Annotated in this window: 9 protein-coding genes and 2 pseudogenes; 2 read left to right on the top strand and 9 right to left on the bottom strand. The window is 63.0% G+C overall.

Translation table 11 applies throughout. The features are described from left to right. Nucleotides 1-158: 158 nt before the first annotated feature. From P3H15_RS31505 to P3H15_RS31515, 3 genes are all read right to left on the bottom strand, one after another. Nucleotides 159-1628 (bottom strand): APC family permease, encoded by a 1470-nt coding sequence (locus tag P3H15_RS31505; RefSeq protein ID WP_276140803.1) that lies wholly within the window; start codon nt 1626-1628, stop codon nt 159-161. A gap of 67 nt (nt 1629-1695) precedes the next feature. Then, complete coding sequence (locus P3H15_RS31510; RefSeq protein ID WP_276140804.1) at nt 1696-2577, bottom strand: MoaF C-terminal domain-containing protein; 882 nt, start codon at nt 2575-2577, stop codon at nt 1696-1698. Nucleotides 2578-2628: 51 nt separating this feature from the next. Beyond that, nucleotides 2629-4077 carry an aldehyde dehydrogenase gene (locus tag P3H15_RS31515; protein ID WP_276140805.1) on the bottom strand — a complete coding sequence of 483 codons (1449 nt, stop codon included), beginning with the start codon at nt 4075-4077 and terminating at the stop codon, nt 2629-2631. A 351-nt stretch (nt 4078-4428) separates the two neighbouring features. Here P3H15_RS31515 and P3H15_RS31520 point away from each other — a divergent pair, with 351 nt between their 5' ends. Then, nucleotides 4429-5034 carry a TetR/AcrR family transcriptional regulator gene (locus P3H15_RS31520; protein WP_276140806.1) on the top strand — a complete coding sequence of 202 codons (606 nt, stop codon included), beginning with the start codon at nt 4429-4431 and terminating at the stop codon, nt 5032-5034. Between the two features lie 597 nt (nt 5035-5631). On the opposite strand, the pseudogene P3H15_RS31525 reads toward P3H15_RS31520, so the two are convergent. The 4 genes and pseudogenes from P3H15_RS31525 to P3H15_RS31540 all read right to left on the bottom strand — a co-directional run. Continuing rightward, nucleotides 5632-5799: pseudogene (locus tag P3H15_RS31525) on the bottom strand (IS5/IS1182 family transposase); the annotation flags it as partial. A gap of 344 nt (nt 5800-6143) precedes the next feature. Next, nucleotides 6144-7682, bottom strand: a complete 1539-nt coding sequence (locus P3H15_RS31530; RefSeq protein ID WP_276140807.1) for a sugar ABC transporter ATP-binding protein — start codon at nt 7680-7682, stop codon at nt 6144-6146. Beyond that, nucleotides 7679-8614, bottom strand: a complete 936-nt coding sequence (locus tag P3H15_RS31535) for an ABC transporter permease (RefSeq protein WP_276140808.1) — start codon at nt 8612-8614, stop codon at nt 7679-7681. Before P3H15_RS31535 ends, P3H15_RS31530 begins: the two co-directional genes overlap by 4 nt. 116 nt (nt 8615-8730) lie before the next feature. Next, on the bottom strand, nt 8731-9777 hold the full coding sequence (locus P3H15_RS31540; protein WP_276140809.1) for a substrate-binding domain-containing protein: 1047 nt from the start codon (nt 9775-9777) through the stop codon (nt 8731-8733). Between the two features lie 355 nt (nt 9778-10132). On the opposite strand from P3H15_RS31540, the gene P3H15_RS31545 reads away from it, so the two are divergent. Continuing rightward, on the top strand, nt 10133-11041 hold the full coding sequence (locus P3H15_RS31545; RefSeq protein WP_276140810.1) for an SDR family NAD(P)-dependent oxidoreductase: 909 nt from the start codon (nt 10133-10135) through the stop codon (nt 11039-11041). A 601-nt stretch (nt 11042-11642) separates the two neighbouring features. On the opposite strand, the gene P3H15_RS31550 is transcribed toward P3H15_RS31545, so the two are convergent. Together P3H15_RS31550 and P3H15_RS55810 are read right to left on the bottom strand one after the other, a co-directional pair. Next, entirely contained in the window at nt 11643-12956 is a 1314-nt protein-coding gene (locus P3H15_RS31550) for a helix-turn-helix domain-containing protein (protein ID WP_276140811.1), read from the bottom strand. Beyond that, a pseudogene (locus P3H15_RS55810) lies at nt 12957-13577 on the bottom strand (GAF domain-containing protein); the annotation flags it as partial. It abuts the gene before it with no gap. Nucleotides 13578-13624: the final 47 nt, after the last annotated feature.

Raw genomic sequence — 13624 nt, forward strand, 5'->3', positions numbered from 1 at the left:
GGGCGGCGGTGATTCCGGCGAATCCACCGCCGACGACGATCACGTCGGTGTCGTACTGCATGTCAGTACTCCTGAAATGACCTGGGCGAGAGGGCGGGCGAGGGTGACCGAGTGCCGGCAAAGTGAGGCGAATGGTGATCAGGGGCCCGGGGCCGGTATCAGACCAATTCGGCCTGGTAATTAATGGTCGGGCGGATCGATGCCCAGGTGAAGCCGAGTGCCGCGCAGAGTGGGATCAGCAGGAGCAGCCACCGGGCTACGCCGCCTTGGCCACCGAGGAGGACATCGTAATTGGCGACCGCGAGGTAGGCGACCACACCGAACCCCAGCAGGGCGAGCGCGGGGGCGATCCGGGTCTTCCACATGCTGGTTTCGACGCGGGTCCTGGCGAAGAACGCGATGATCGACGCCGAGGTCAGGATGAGGATCGCGATCAGCGCGACGGTGCCGAGCGAGAGCAGCCAGCTGAAGGTGACGGTGATCGGATCGGCCCCCGCCAGGGTGAACCCGGCCAGGATGATGGCGAGTCCGGTTCCGACTACCAGGGCCGCGGTCGCCGGGGTTCCGGTGTTCGGGCGCGCGGTCCCGAGTCGGTGCGGGAGAACATGTGCGCGTCCGAGGGCGTACAGGTAGCGGGCGAACATGTTCTGGAATCCGATGAGCATGGCGATGAAGCTGGTGACTACGAGGATTTCCATGGTCGTGGCCAGCCAGGTTCCCACCTCCTGCTCGGCGATGGTGACTACGAACCCGGCGGGATCAGCGGTCGCTGCTTCCTGCACGGCGGCGGCGCCGACGGAGTTGCCGAGTGCCCACGTGGTCAGGGCGTAGAAGAGGCCGATGAAGGCGATCGAGTAGTACACCGCCCGGGGGATGGTGCGGTGTGGGTCCTTCGCCTCCTCGGAGAAGACGACGGTGGCCTCGAATCCGGTGAAGCAGGTGATGCAGAACAGGAACGCGATCCCCAGGCCGGGACCCGCCAGCGCGGACGGGTTGAACGCGGCCAGCGAGTTCCCCGATATCCCACCGGAGACGATGATGGCCAGGTCCAAAATTATGAAGGCGGCGATCTCGAGGAACACCAGGAAGCCCAGGACTTTGAGGCTGACGTCGACCCCGCGCACGGTGAGTGCGGTGACCAGGGCAAGTCCGGCGAACATCCACAGGGGGCTGGGGAGGTCGAGGCCGAGTTTGCCGGCGGCGAGGTCGTGGGCGAACACCGAGAACTGGGACCACAGCGCCGCCTGCAGGGCCGTGTAGGTCAGGATCGCCAGCCCGGCTGCTGCGGTGGCGACACGGGCGCCGAATCCTTGGGCGATGTAGGCGACGAAACCTCCCGCGTTGGTGATGTGGCGGCTCATCGCCACATAACCGACCGAGAAGACGACGAACAATAGCGCGGCGAGCAAATAGGTAGCTGGTGCCGCAACTCCATTGGCGGAAAACACGATCGGCGAGGCCCCGACGATGGCGGCCATCGGGGCGACGGCGGCGACGACGAAGAAGACGATGGCACCCACGCCCAGCCGGCCCGGCCGCAGGCCGGCCCGCGTCGAGCCTTCGGGGTGATCACCCGCAGAGTGCGGGGGGAGGTGCGGCTGTGCCGGTTGGGCTGGGGTGGTCGACATGAGAATTCTCCACTTCGTGGTGATCGAGCGAGGCGGCGCATGGATGCGTCGCCGTGTTTTCTGCCGACTACGCGGACACCTGTCCATCGACCAGGTCGGCTGTCGTCGCCGCCCTGGTCGGTGCCGGCCGGGCCTCCTCGACGGAGGGAATGCGTTCGAATTCCTGTGCGTAGGAACCCATCGTGATGTTGACCAGGTCGCCGGTGGGTTGGTCGATCCCGAACTGGATGCCGACGGTGCGGTAGGCGTTGAGGTCGATCAGGACCATGCCCTCGACGCCGACGTTCTTCTCGAGCCAGGAGAAGAGGTAGGTGTTCTCGCGTAGCTTCCAGTAGGTGCAGCTGTCGGTGTCGCCGACGCCGATTTCGGCTCCGCCGAGGCACAGCCAGGTGAACAGGTTTTCGTTGAGGTAGACGTGGTCGTAGACGTCGTCGCGGCTGTAGGCGTACCGGATCCGGCGCCCGATCAGCTCGTCGGTGACCGGATGAGCTCCGGCCGGGTCCGCTGCGGTGCCCTCGATCTGGCCCTGGAACCATCGCTGCCGGGCCCGGTGGGGGGCGGGTTCGAGTCCGAGGGAGCCGACCGCGCCGGTGACCTGGCCGCTGGTCAGGTCGAGGGCGGCACTGACCACCACCGGATGAGCCTCGGCGTGGCGCCGGTAGTGGAGGTAGAACAGCCCGGGCTGCATCTCGAAGAGCTCGAACGTCTCGCTCCCGGACCGTGTACCGTCCGCGTCCGCGAGCGTCCAGTGCAGCGCCTCGCCTTGAAAGGTTTGGGTGAGGGTGAATGGTTCGGCGGTGTCGAGATAGCGGCCGCCCAAGGTGATCGTCTTGCCGTCGAGGTCGCGGCTGTAGGCGGGGCGGTATTCGTCGAAGCCGTCGGCCATCTCGGCCAGCGACGCCCAGTCGTCCTTGTTCCAACTGAATGCGGGGGCGGCGGGTGTGGTCATGGTGTTCAGGTTCCTTGCAGTCCGGGAAAGGTGGTCTTGGGGTGATGCGGGTCAGGCGAGGTTGACCCAGACGCCCTTGGTTTCGGTGAATTCGTCGATGGCGTTCGAGCTCATCTCACGACCCCAGCCGCTGGCCCCGAAGCCGCCCCACGGGGCGGCCGGGTCGAGGAACGGCAGCATGTTGACGAACACACTGCCCGCCCGGATGGAGGCGGCGAGGTTGTGTGCGGTGGTCAGATCCTTGGTCCAGATGCACGCGGCCAGACCGTATTCGGTGTCGTTGGCGCGGGCGGCGAGTTCGTCGGCGTCGTCGTAGGACAGGATCGACAGCACCGGCCCGAAGATCTCCTCCTTCGCGATGGACATCTGATCGGTGACCCCGGAGAAGACGGTGGGGGTGAAGAAGTTGCCCGCGGCCAGCTCTCCTCCCGGCCGCGATCCACCGGTGACCAACTGCGCGCCCTCGGCCTTTCCGGCCTGCACGAGACGTTCGACGTGCGCGACGTGCTTGGCGGATGCGAGCGGCCCGATCACGGTCTCGGGGGACAGGCCCGGCCCGATCGGCAGCGCCGCCGCGGCGGCGGCGATCTTGTCGGCGAACTCGTCGACCCGCTTGGAATCGACGAAGAATCGGGTGTACGCGGCGCAGACCTGACCACTGTTGAGCAGGGCGCCCTGCAGGTTGCCGGCTACGGCGGCGTCGATGTCGGCGTCCCGGGCGATCACGCTCGGGGCCTTGCCGCCGAGTTCGAGGGTCACGCGCTTGAAGTTCGACGACGCGGCCACGACGATCTTGCGGCCGACCTCGGTGGAGCCGGTGAACGAGACTTTGTCGATGTCGGCGTGTCCGCTGAGCGCGGCGCCGGCCTCCGGGCCGCCGGTCAGGCAGTTGACCACCCCGGGAGGGATCCCGGCCTCGACGCACAGCCGCGCCAGCGCGACCGTTGTCAGCGGGGTCTGTTCGGCAGGTTTGAGGATGACGGTGTTGCCGCAGGCCAGGGCCGGGGCGAGTTTCCAGGCGGCGATCATCAGCGGGAAGTTCCACGGGGTGATCAGCGCGCACACCCCGACCGGTTCGCGGCGGGTGTAGTGCATCGTGCCGGGGATCGACACCGCCGAGGTCTGGCCCTCGATCTTGGTGCACCACCCGGCGTAGTACCGGAACACCTCGGCGGCCATCGACAGACTCACCGTCTTGGCGACTCCGATCGGCTGTCCTTGATCCCTGGTTTCCAATTCGGCGAGTTCGTCGGCGTGTAGCTCGATCAGGTCCGCCACTTTCCACAGCAGCCGCGCCCGCGCTGCGGGGGTCAGGTCCTTCCACGAAGGATCGATCAGGGCCTGGCGGGCCGCGGCAACCGCGGCATCGACATCGGCGACGCCGGCATCGGCCACCACGCCGAGAACCTCTCCGGTCGCCGGATCGTGCGTCTTGAACTCGGCGCCTGATACGGCGTCGACCCAGCGACCACCGATCAACAACCGTTCACGAAACTCCATCGAAGATCTCCTCGCACGGGTCTCCGTTCCCTGGCCTGCAACACCGATCCCACCGTTTGCGCAGATCGAATCGATATCGAGGACCCAGGCGGATGTCCCTGTCCTGTGACTTGGATCGACCGTCGCGTCGCCGCTCGTGTCGATCGGTGACAACTATCCGTGTGGATAGTTGTGACTGACAGCACATAGAATGCATCAAATGAGGAAACTGGTCAAGTGGTCAGCGACAATCTTCAGAGGCGATCCCCCGAGTGCCGAGCGTGTCGCTCGGAAGGGGCGACCATCGTCGAGCGTCTCGACCCGAGACCCCGGGCGCGGCGGAGAAGGCTGAACAGAGGGAGTCCCACACCGATGACCACTTCCAGCACGGCGACGGTTCGTCCGTCACCCCGGTATGGCGAAGGACGTGCGGCTCTTCTGGCGGCCGCCGTCCACGTGGTCGCCGACCAAGGACTGCGAAACCTGACGTACCGGGCAGTGGCGCGCGAAGCTGGGGTAGCCCACGGCCTCGTGGCACACCATTTCGGAACCCGCGACGCACTACTCGAGGCAGCACTCCAGTACTCCCTGGAAAACAGCGTCACTTCCATCAGTACCCGCCCCGGAAGCGGTGACCTCGACGCGGTCTTCGACGGGCTGGTGAAGATGGTCCAGAACAACCCGGACGATCAAGCCTTCCAATTCGAATTGATTCTCGAATCTCGCCGCAGGCGCGAGCTACGCCCTTACGTCGAGTCGATCTACCACGCGTACGTCGACTCCCTGCAGGCCGAGCTCGGATACGCCGACATCGATCCTGACCCGTCCTTGAGTCACTTGATCTACGCTGCTGCCGAAGGTCTGGTATTCCACCAGATCACGATCGGCAGTCCTGAACTGACGGAGAGATCCCTCGCGAATTTGCGAAAGCTGCTTCGGCAGTGCAGATCTGATCCCTGCTTTGTCCACCAGGAATGAAAGGGATCGGCCAGGAAACGAGTGTCAGGCTTGGCATATGTGGTCGATTGCGCCCGGCTGGCTGCGGACTCGTCGGCTCACCGCGTCTACGCTACGCGCAATGGTTTTGATTGTGCATCTCGTCGTTTCACCCTTGCGCGGCTCCTGCCTTGTGCGCCCGACGCCGAATGCGACAGTAGAACCTTCTCCAGGTCGCCGCGGCTTCTGTTGGCATGCTGATCGTTTGACCTCGCCACAGTGCACACGATGGTCGTCCAGCAGCGGGCTGTCGCCCTGATGGCGCTCGCTGAATTTCGCCGAGCGTCGTCACCCCGCCATTGCGGGTTGAGGGGCGCTCGTTGTACCAATATTGGTCGCATTTTCTGGACATCGCGCGAAATGACTACCGAGACTATTTCGCTCGATGCCACGCCGGGAGCTCGGCCTCACGGCTGCGCGGCCCGATCGACCAGTTGATTCAACGGCGTGGTGGGCGACGATGCGACCGGTGCGGATTCTCGGGGCAACGGGGTTCTGGCCGGGTGATTGAGAAGAGCTGCGGCGGGTTAGCACATCAAGCGAGTGAGGCCACAGGGCCGAGGGCGCCGCCCGAGCCCAGTAGCCCTTGTCTGCAGAAAGTTTTCCGGGTTTGTGGCGGCGCTGACCGCGACGGGACTTCACCGCCGGTATCGCTTTGACCATCGGTTGCAGCAGCGTGCTGTCGTGGGTGTTCGCCGCGGGCTCGTCGACAACCAGCGGAAAACCGTTCGACTCGGACAGACCGTGGGTCGGCCGACCTGGGCGTGGACCTCGCCTTGCCAACCGGCCGAGATGGGCGGTCGTCAGCCGGAACACGGTCGTCTTGACAACGTCACCGTCGGGTACGACGCGGACGCTGTGCGGCTACTTGGATGAGGACAAACGATTCCCCGACGGAGGAGAGACCACAAACCGAGCCAAAACGCACAGAGTCGCCCGATTAACTGCGGGCGACTCCGTGGCAAGCCCATGGCGGCTGTGAGGCGGGGCGATGCCCGCAAACGCTTCAGGGTGCTGTCGGTGTGAACTTCACTCGGAACTTGCGTGGAACCAGAAAGAACATCGTCCCGGTGAACTCGGCTACACCCGGCTCATGTCACAGCATGGGTGATCGCATTCTGGTTGATTTCCTGTGCCGTAAGGACTTGGGCGACTGATCCATGCTTCAGGCAGATGACCTGGTCGCACAACGCAACCAACTCATCGGGCTCGCTACTGGCGACGATTACGGTCCGAGTCTGGGCCAGTTCGCGTATCACATCCCAGAGTGCCTGTCGTGCAGCCACATCGACGCCCACGGTGGGTTCATCGAGGATGATGAACTCGACCTCGGACGCGACCAAACGTCCGACGAGTGCTCGCTGCTGATTGCCGCCCGATAGCGCAGTGATCGGCAGCTCCACGTCAACGTCCACGGCGAGCGAATGGAGTATTGATTTCGTCGCATTCAACTCTCGTCGCCTTTTGACGATTCCAAGTGCATTCGTCCAACGGCTCAACGCAGGGATCGACACGTTCTCGCGAACCGACATCTCTGGGACGACAGCCGTGGTTCGGTCACCTGCGAGATAGCCGACACCTCGTCGGAGGGCGTCAGCGGGGGAGGAGAAGTTCTCCTCGATCCCATCCAGTCGAATCGTGCCACGCAACGGACGGCTTGCACCGGCGATCGTGGACACCAGTTCGGCCACCCCAGATCCCAAGAGTCCGGTTATTCCTGTGACACTTCCACGCGGAGCCAAGAAGGATATGTCGGCAATTCTTTCGCCCGCTAGTCCCTCAACCTGCAGTCCCGATGATCGATCGGGTGGACTGGTGACCGTAGTTGGATCGAATGCGACCGATCCGGACGGGTGAGTCGCGTTGTCAGATCCCACAATCCTTTCGACCAGGGCAGCTTTGGTAATGTCATCGCCACAGATGGTGTCGACCATGTGTCCTTCGCGGACGGTGGTTACGCGATTGCACAACTTGGCCACTTCGGTCAGGTGGTGCGAGATGTAGATGACTGTGACACCCTTGGCCACCACTCTCGAGACGGTGTCCATCACGAGGCTGGCTTCATGGGCGGCGAGGCCAGCTGTCGGCTCGTCGAGAATGAGCAACCGGGGGGCTCGGTCAAGCGCGCGGGCCAGCATCAGCAGACGTTTATGGACGGTGCTGAGCTCACTGACCTGAGCGCTCAATGGCAGGTCCAGGCCAATGGCGTCGAGTGCAGAAGCCGATCGACGTCGTGCTTGCTTCGCCGACAGCGCTCCGAACACGGTCGGTTCGGAACCCAGCACGATGTTGTCGACGATGGAGCTCTCGGGCACCAGTGAGAGCTCTTGCGGCATCAGAATGATCCGATGATGTTGCGCGACAGAGGGGCTACTCATTTCTACCTCGCTGCCGTCGACGAGAATCGTGCCGGTATCCGCTGATTCGACGCCCCCGAGGAGTTTGACCAGTGTTGACTTACCTGCTCCGTTCGGCCCGATGATGCCGTGCACCTCCCCGGCAAGGAGGTCCATGCTCGCGCTTCTCAGTGCCTTCACGCCGCCGTAGTGTTTCGCAATGCCGCGCACCTCGAGCCACGGCCCATCGGACCCCGGCGGTCTCACTTCAGCTTCGTGGGTCGAGGACGTCATTGGGACCGCCCTCGGTTCCGGGCTGCGATCAACACCGCGGTGACCAGAACCAACCCCTGAATCAGGGTGGAGACCCATGCGGGCTGATTGAGCTGGGTCAGTCCGGTCTGGAGCGTCAACAGCCACACGACACCCAGCGCTGAGCCGACCACAGTGAAGCGATTACTGGTACTCATTGCAGCGCCGAGAAACACGGCAGCATACGTGCTGAGGAGAAGGCCGCCCGAAATGTTCGGATAGTAGGACGCTGTTTTGGAGGTGGCGATGATGGCAGCGATTCCTGCGAGACCCGCCAGAAGAATGAAGCAGTAGACCCGAACCCTGCGGACCCGTACCCCAGCGAGGAAAGCTGCCTTGGAGTTTCCGCCGATCGCGTAAACATGCCTACCGAATTTGGTGGCGTGTAGCAGGACGAAGGCGAGAGCCACGGTTGCGATGGTCACCCAAACCGGTGCTTTGAGGCCTATTGCCGAGTTACTGGCGAAGTCACTGAAGGTAGGCGGGATGTTGCGGTAAATGCTCTGGTTGTCGGTGAGCATGATCTCGAGACCGGTGAGCACCGATCCGAGGGCAAGGGTGACGATGAAGGATGACGCTTTGCCGAATGTGACGAGCAAACCGATGACCAACCCGACGGCAAGTGCCAAAGCCAGCGCAGCCAGGCAGCTCACGAGGATTGGATAGCCGCGGTTCGCCATCAATACAATGACCACGGCTGCTGCCACGCCCAGAACGGCGGTGAACGATAGATCGAACTCGCCGACGCCCATGGTGAAGGTGATTCCGCACGCTAGGATGACCGGAATCGCCGCCTGATTGAGCAGATCCTGCAACGTGCTCGACGTCAAAAATGTCTCCGGTCTCATGATCCCGAAAACAGTGACCATAACTATGAATCCAACGCCGACCGCCGAGTTTGCGACGAGTGCCATGGCGGTTCGCGTACCACTTCGCCGTGGCTGCACGAGACTCTCGGATTTGGACCCGGAGTCGTCCCCGTTCTCGGTATCCGTGGGGTCAGTTCCGATGTGGTTCGCTAGTAGTTCGCTCATTTGTATTCGGCTTTCCACTTGGTGAGGAACGTCTCGATCTGTTCTTGAGGGTCGAAGTAGAAGCCCTCGGCCGGCACGTTGTCCTTGTCGATGACAACGAACTTTGCGACGCCCTCCTGCGCATTGACATCGAACGCAGTGCCAGATGCCTTGTAAGCCAACAACTGGTCGATCCCGATCAAGATCGACGTATCAGTGTTGGCTCCGGCCGTCACGACTGGCTTACCGGCTCGGATCAAGTCGAGGATGCTGAGATTGTCGTAGCGAACCGCGTTAATGACGTCGGGATATCCCGCTTCGGCCAAGGCCGGCGCAGACAGGGTCGCGGTGAAATCGCAGCAAGTCATCAGTGCGGCTGCGTCAGGGTGCGCACGAAGGAGGTCGGTGGCACCCTTCGAAACCTGGCTGGGGATGTCTCCGGAGATGTTGAGGTCAACAGTTCCTACGCGCGGGAAGCCGGCGGGTTCAAGGACCTCGACTGCGGCGACGTTGGGCGCGTTGGCACCTTCCTGCGCGGTGAGCGTCAGGGCCACCCACTCGGATCCCGCTGGCAGCTTTTCTTTGAGGTAGTTTCCTAGGACGACGCCGAACTCCGCGTCATCGGGCGCATATTGTGCCGTGATGAGTTTGTCTGGGTCGGGTGAATTGATGCCCAGCGCGAGAACCGGAATCCCTGCATCGTGGGCCGCCCGCAGTGGTTCTGCGATGGGTCCGGTCTGAAACCCGCCCAAGATGATGATGCCATCGACCTTTTGCTGGACGAACGACGATAGACTCTGGGCGTAGACAGCAGGATCGCCTTTGCCGTCCGCTACCACTGCCGTCCAGCCGACCTTCCCGAGAGCGTCTGTGGCTGTGTTCTGCCAGTGTGTCAGGGTTTCGGACGATCCCAAGTTGTTCAGAATACCGACTGTGCCCGAGGGTAATTCGGTTGTCCCGGTGAATCCTTCGGCCTTTTCGGCGGTTGCGCTGGTACTGCCGCAGCCACTCAACGCAAGCGCTGCGATCAGTAGGAAGCCGACCAATGTCGTGAGTCGTTTCATGAGACGTCCTTCGTGCGGGTTGTGACCCGGCAAACGTTCGAGCGGATATGTGAGGGAGATCACCGTCGCCGAACCGTAGCGGTCGATAGGTAGTTCTGCAAGCAATGGCAATTCCAGCTTTGGGGGAATGAACAACGATGGTTGAACGGGCGGCTGGATGCCGTGCCAGGATGTGCGAGCTCAGAGCGTGAACTGCGTGACTTTCGTTGGATTCGGACGCGATTCACGTGATGGCCGGGGGCGGTGTGCGGCGGTGGTCGAGCTGCCCGTTGTTAGAGTAGCGATCGATAGGTAACTTCAAGATTGGCCGAGTTGGGCTGATTGCCAGCGCAGTGGTGAGACGAAGGAGTGCGGCATGGCATTGACGAGGTTGGACGGGCGTGTTGCCCTGGTAACTGGTGCGGGCGGAGGCCTCGGGCGGAGCCATGCGGTGGCTCTTGCGGAAGCCGGCGCAATGGTCGTCGTCAACGACATCGGGATCGACACAGAAGGTCGTGGTGAGGTCGACGCCAGCGCCGCTGAGCGCGTGGCTGAGGAGATCAACAGCAAGGGTGGCACCGCGGTTGCTCAGCACGCGTCGGTGGACAGCGACGAGGGCGCGCAGTCCATAGTGGCGGAGGCAATTGGCCGATTCGGTCGCCTCGACGTCGTGGTGAACAATGCTGGGATCCTGCGGGATGCGTCGTTCGGCAAACTTTCACCCGAGAGCTTCGCAGATGTTCTGCGCGTCCACCTCACGGGAACGGCAAGTGTCACTCGAGCGGCATGGCCGCACCTGCGCGAGGCCGGCTACGGCCGGATCATCAACACGGCGGCTGGCGCCGGTTTGTATGGCAATTTCGGACAGAGTGCCTATTCGGCGGCCAAGATGGGCATCGTAGGGCTTACTCGCACTCTCGCGATCGAAGGCCGGGGACGAAACATCTCCGCCAACGTTGTGGCGCCGATGGCCGCCTCGCGCATGACAGAAGGCATCATGAGTCAAGAGATGCTCGACCGGTTCCGCCCCGAGTATGCCTCCGCGATGGTTGCCTACCTGGCCACTGAGGCCTGCGGAGTGTCGGGGCAGATCTTTGAGATCGGCGGTGGATATTACTCGCGTGTCGCCATCGTGCAAGGAAACGGCGTCGTCTTCGACGAAGTGCCAAGCGTAGAAGAGATCCACGGCCGGTTCGACGAGTTATCGGATATCAGTGCCTATTTCGAGGCTTCTGGATCCGACGACCTCATGCCGCGGCTCCTCGAGCGGCTATCGCTCGACTGAGGTTGTGAGCCAGCTCTGGTCGAACGCCACGTCGGTAGACGCTGTCCGCGCGCGAGTCGACCCATCCAGAATGCACCGGCTCTGCGCCGGCAGGCCGCTGTGCGCGGCTATCCAGCCGAGCGGGTCGAATTGTGCTGGCCGGAAGGGCCATTATTAGTGTAAGAAACTTATGATGGGCGTCCGCGGGTTTGGCAATGGCACCTGCGGGCTTGGTGCGGTCGGCGTCGCCAGTGTGACCAGGACCAGACGTGCTCGTCGGGGTGGGATTGTCGGAGTATGAGGTGCACAATCAGGCGCCGGATCTCGGGTATTGTGCATCCGATCATGCCCTGATCGGTGACACCGATTACCCTTTTGTCGCTTCAGTTTTCGCTTCGACAGGCTAGGAGAAGGCGAGCATCGACAGGGTCGTGTGCCCGTATCAGGACCGGTAGGTGCGCGCCTGATACGGGTTCAGTCCGGCCTGGTCGTCAGCCCGAATCCGTGGATCGTTGATCTCGGTGGTCGTCGGGACGATCCTTGGTGATGTTTACGGGCGACTTGTTGTGGGCCACTGCATAGAGTTCTTCTCGCACTGATGGCTTGATCAGGGGAGATGCGTTCACCAAGGGCAGTCGCCTGTCATGCGGAGGACCTGCACGGCTAGTGAGGCCCGAACCTGTGTGTCGGTGTCGTTGAGCAGGTCCTGACCGGTCAGTGACTCGATCTTCGACAGTCGGTACCGCACCGTGTTTTCGTGCACGCCGAGTGTGCGTGCGCAGCGGACAACGTTGCGGAACCCCAGGAAGGCGCGCAGCGTGGTCAGGAGTTCGTGGTGGTTGGCCTGCTGGAGTACCGGTCCTGCGTACGCCAGCGCGAATCGGCGAGCCTCCGCAACGTCGGCCGACGACAGGAAGGCCAGGCTCGCGCCGAGATCGTCCGCCGAGATCACCCGCGGAATCTCCGGGTTCTCGAAGCAGCGCACGGCTCGAAGCACCTGCTGCGCCTCGTCGTGCGCTCGGAGGCAGGACGAGAGGCTGTCGAACGGCCGCGAAACGGCAAGTGTGAGACGTTGAAGCGAATAGGACTCCGCAGCGGCGCGCTCGACCAGGGGCCGGATGCCGTCGATCACGGACGTCACGTCTGACTGCACCGGGAGTAGTGCGACAAGTCGGTTGTCGTGCTCGGTGAAGCAAGCCGTCCCGTTTCCGGTCACCTCGAAAGTCATTGCCTCGACGAGCTCGCGGGCGGGCTGTGGCACGGACCTGATCCCAATACCCCCGAACACGCAGAGCACGTAGGGGCCCGGGGGGAGGCCGGCGTCAGAGAGCGTCGTTCCGTCGGCCGTCGGCACGTCCTGGAGGGCCGCGGCAAGGCACGCATTGCGATCGAGTTGAGCCCGAGTGCCGCTACCGCTCGACCCGCACGGTGCCGTGCCCGCGCGGCGGGCGATGGAGCTGACCGTCCGGTGGTCGAATGCACTAAAGGGTCGGCCACTTTCATGCACAATGATATGGCCCAGGGTGTTTTGATCCCTCGTGATCGGGGCCACCAGACACCGGAGGTCGACGCCGAGGGCCGGCAGTGGAGGGATCACACACGGCTGACCATCCCGGATGGCGCGGTTGAGCAGGGGCTGCACCTTTGCGTGTGACCGGACCCGTTCATCACTCAGCTGGCCGATTCTTCGGCTTTCAGAGCAACGTGGTTGGGCATGCGCCACGACGTGCCACGTGGCATCGACGATCTCGACTGGGCGGCCCAGGACGGCAGTGCCTGCGAGCGCAAAATCCCTAGTAGTGACCGAGCGGTTCCGGATTAGCTCATCCAGATGCTCGGCAGCCGTGAGGAGTTGGCGATGCTGCATCGCGTCGCGCCGCCAGTTCAGCATCTCACCCAGACTGTCTTCTAGTGCACGGGATTGCTCGAGCGCCACGCCACACACTGTCGCGAACTGGACGGCCCTGTTGAGTTGCTCACCGGAGAATTGCGTCGACTTCCCTACGTCGTCGAGGAAGGCGAGGCCGATGACCTCGTCGCCGTAGGTCAGCGGAAGGCCGAGCATTGAGTGGACCCCGCAACGTCGGGAGATCTCGTAATGTTGTGCGACGCGTGGATCGGACAGACTGTCGGCGATCACGACTGGTTCTCGACGGTTCAAGATCTCCGACGTGAACGGGTCTTCTCCGTTGACCATGCCGCGGAGGTGCCCGGTGTAGTCGGTCTCGGCGAGCCACGTCCGCACCCTGAAGGACTCGTCGGCGTTGTCCCGCATGAAGACTGCGCATCGATTCACTCCGACCAACTCCGCGAACGTATGGGCTACCGCGGTGGTGACGTCATCAAGTTTGTCGTCCGCATGGTTGATCCCTGACAGCCGATCGAAGTCCGTCGATCGGGGCGCAGTCCGTACTGCAGAGCCGGTGCTCGATCGGAAAGTTGTTGGCGCCTCGCGCAAATTAGTTGGTGCCACGTGGAACCGTCTCCCTTCCCGCAGTGGAGCCAGCCATTGCGTTGTAGCTGCGCACAGGTGCTGTGACCGCGGCCACAATATCATAGTGTGTGTGATGCTAGTGTCAATACCTATCGTTAGATAAGTGCTCT

Origin of the sequence: Rhodococcus sp. T2V (genome assembly GCF_029269925.1) — a bacterium.
GTDB classification, from domain to species: Bacteria; Actinomycetota; Actinomycetes; order Mycobacteriales; family Mycobacteriaceae; genus Rhodococcus_F; species Rhodococcus_F koreensis.

Excerpts from the sequence above, each read along its gene's own strand:
- P3H15_RS31505 (WP_276140803.1), bottom strand. The coding sequence starts at position 1,628 with ATGTCGACCACCCCAGCCCAACCGGCACAGCCGCACCTCCCCCCGCAC.
- P3H15_RS31510 (WP_276140804.1), bottom strand. The coding sequence starts at position 2,577 with ATGACCACACCCGCCGCCCCCGCATTCAGTTGGAACAAGGACGACTGG.
- P3H15_RS31515 (WP_276140805.1), bottom strand. The coding sequence starts at position 4,077 with ATGGAGTTTCGTGAACGGTTGTTGATCGGTGGTCGCTGGGTCGACGCC.
- P3H15_RS31520 (WP_276140806.1), top strand. The coding sequence starts at position 4,429 with ATGACCACTTCCAGCACGGCGACGGTTCGTCCGTCACCCCGGTATGGC.
- P3H15_RS31530 (WP_276140807.1), bottom strand. The coding sequence starts at position 7,682 with ATGACGTCCTCGACCCACGAAGCTGAAGTGAGACCGCCGGGGTCCGAT.
- P3H15_RS31535 (WP_276140808.1), bottom strand. The coding sequence starts at position 8,614 with ATGGCACTCGTCGCAAACTCGGCGGTCGGCGTTGGATTCATAGTTATG.
- P3H15_RS31540 (WP_276140809.1), bottom strand. The coding sequence starts at position 9,777 with ATGAAACGACTCACGACATTGGTCGGCTTCCTACTGATCGCAGCGCTT.
- P3H15_RS31545 (WP_276140810.1), top strand. The coding sequence starts at position 10,133 with ATGGCATTGACGAGGTTGGACGGGCGTGTTGCCCTGGTAACTGGTGCG.